Genomic DNA, 2,789 nt, shown 5'->3' on the forward strand with positions numbered 1-2,789 from the left:
GAGGCACGGGCCATGGTCTGCCACCGGTCGTCGCGCGGCAGCCCGAGGATCCGCTGGACGAGCGCGGACAGGCCGAGTCGCTCGCCCAGCGCGAAGTGCACGCGGGCGACGTCCGCGGGATCCAGCCTTTCGCGGGCGGCGACCTCGACGACGCCGAGGAGCATGTACGCCGGCGGCAGCACGGCCACCCGGCTCGCCAGGTCGGGAGCCACGCCCTCGGCCTCGAGCCGGGAGCGGCGGTCCTGGTAGGCCGCCAGCTCGCGACCGACCATCAGGTCGGGCAGCTGGACCATCGTCTGCTGGACCGGCCCGGAGAACTGGTCGACGGTGCCCTGGCTGTCCATCGGGGGACGCCGGTTGTTGACCAGCCACCGCGACGCCCGCTCGATCAGCGTGCGCATCTCCAGCCGCATCCGGGTCTGCACCGCCGCGTCGAGCTGGTTGTCCAGCCCCCGGAGCTCGTCGCGCAACGGCAACGACCCGAAGATCTCGCGGGCGACGAAGTTGGCCCGGGTCAGCTCCGCGGCGCTCGCGCCGGTCTCGCCGGCCAGGCGCGGCCAGAACGTGATGCCGGCGCCGTTGACCAGGTCGTTGACGACCTGGGTCACGATGATCTCCCGGCGCAGCGGGTGCTGGTGGACCTGCGGCTCGAAGCCCTCCTGGACCTGGCGCGGGAAGTACGCGCGCAGGTCCTGGTCGCAGTAGGGGTCGTCGGGCAGGTCGGAGGTCAGCAGCTCCTCGGCGAGGGCGATCTTGGTCCAGGCGAGCAGCACGGAGTGCTCCGGCGTCGTGAGGCCGGCACCCCGGTCGAGCCGACGGCGTACCTCCCGGCTGTCCGGAAGGCCCTCGAGCTCGCGGTTGATCAACCCGTCGTGCTCGAGCTTGCGCATCCAGTCCTCGTGGACGTGGAGCATCGGCCCGGCGTTCGCGGCGGCGTTGGCGAGCGCGAGGTTCTGCTCGTAGTTGTCGCGCAGCACCAGGCCCGCGACCTCGTCGGTCATCTCCGCGAGCAGGGTGTTGCGCTGCTCCTCGGTGAGGTCGCCGCCCTTGACGACCCGGTCGAGCAGGATCTTGAGGTTGACCTCGTGGTCGGAGGTGTCGACACCTGCGGAGTTGTCGATGAAGTCGGTGTTGATCCGGCCGCCCACCCCGGCCTCGGGTCCCGCCGGGCCGCCCTCCTGGGCGTACTCGATGCGCCCGAGCTGGGTGAACCCGAGGTTGCCGCCCTCGCCGACGCAGCGGGCCCGCAGCTCGCGCCCGTCGACGCGGATGCCGTCGTTGGCCTTGTCGCCGGCGGCGGCATGGGTCTCCGCCGAGGACTTCACGTACGTGCCGATGCCGCCGTTCCACAGCAGGTCGACCGGTGCGAGCAGGATCGCGCGCATCAGCTCCGCGGGCGTCATCGACGCGACGTCGCCGGCGATGCCGAGGGCCCTGCGGACCGCGTCGTTGAGCGGGATCTTCTTCAGCGCACGTGAGTAGACGCCGCCGCCCTCGGAGATCAGGGAGTGGTCGTAGTCCTGCCAGCTCGAGCGCGGCAGCTCGAAGAGCCGCTTGCGCTCGGCGTACGACGTGGCTGCGTCGGGGTCCGGGTCGAGGAAGATGTCGCGGTGGTCGAAGGCCGCGACGAGGCGGATGTGCTCGGAGCAGAGCATCCCGTTGCCGAACACGTCGCCGGACATGTCGCCGATGCCGACGCAGGTGAAGTCCTCGGCCTGGCAGTCGATGCCGCGCTCGCGGAAGTGCCGCTGGACCGCGACCCAGGCGCCCCGCGCGGTGATGCCCATCGCCTTGTGGTCGTAGCCGACCGAGCCGCCGCTGGCGAACGCGTCGCCGAGCCAGAAGCCGTAGTCCTTGGCCACGCCGTTGGCGATGTCGGAGAACGACGCGGTGCCCTTGTCGGCGGCGACCACGAGGTAGGAGTCGTCGCCGTCGTGGCGCACGACCTGCTCGGGCGGCACGGTCTCACCGTCGACGAGGTTGTCGGTGATGTCGAGGAGCCCGGAGATGAAGGTCTTGTAGCAGGCCACTCCCTCGGCGAGCCACGCGTCGCGGTCACTCGGGTCGGGGAGCTGCTTGCAGAAGAACCCACCCTTCGCGCCGACCGGCACGATCACGGTGTTCTTCACCATCTGCGCCTTGACCAGGCCGAGCACCTCGGTGCGGAAGTCGTCGCGCCGGTCCGACCAGCGCAGGCCACCGCGGGCGACCGCGCCGAAGCGCAGGTGCACGCCCTCGACGCGCGGCGAGTAGACGAAGATCTCGAAGCGCGGCCGGGGCTCGGGCAGGTCCGGGATGCCGGCCGGGTCGAGCTTGAAGGAGATGTAGGAGCGGACTCCCCCCTCGCGCGGGGTCTGGAAGTAGTTGGTGCGCAGGGTCGCCTGGACGTGGGCGAGGTAGGACCGCAGGATCCGGTCGTGGTCGAGGCTCGCGACGTCGTCGAGGGCCTGGAGGATCCGTTCCTCGATCTCGGCAGCGCGGTCGCGGTCGGCCGTCGGGTCGAAGCGGACCTCGAACAGCAGCACCAGCAGCCGGGTGATGTCGACGTTGTTGAGCAGCGCCTCGTGGATGTAGTCGAGCGCGAACGGCGCGTTGCCCTGGCGCATGTACTTCGCGTACGCGCGCAGCACCGTGGCCTGCCGCCAGGTCAGACCGGCTCCGAGCACCAGCGTGTTGAACCCGTCGATCTCGTTGCGCCCGTCCCACACCGCGCGGATCGCGTCCTGGAACAGCTCGCGGGAGTTGTCGGGCAGCGCCTTGCCGTAGCGCAGGCCGAACTCGTAGATGTA

Annotated in this window: 1 protein-coding gene; it reads right to left on the reverse strand. The window is 70.7% G+C overall.

Annotated features, from left to right (window positions below; all coding sequences use genetic code 11):
• Positions 1 to 2,789, reverse strand: a 2,789-nt coding sequence (locus Q0L15_RS18205) for an NAD-glutamate dehydrogenase domain-containing protein (protein WP_296605864.1), incomplete at both ends; no start/stop codon positions are given.

The sequence above is a fragment of the Nocardioides sp. genome (assembly GCF_024509035.1).
Lineage (GTDB): Bacteria > Actinomycetota > Actinomycetes > Propionibacteriales > Nocardioidaceae > Nocardioides.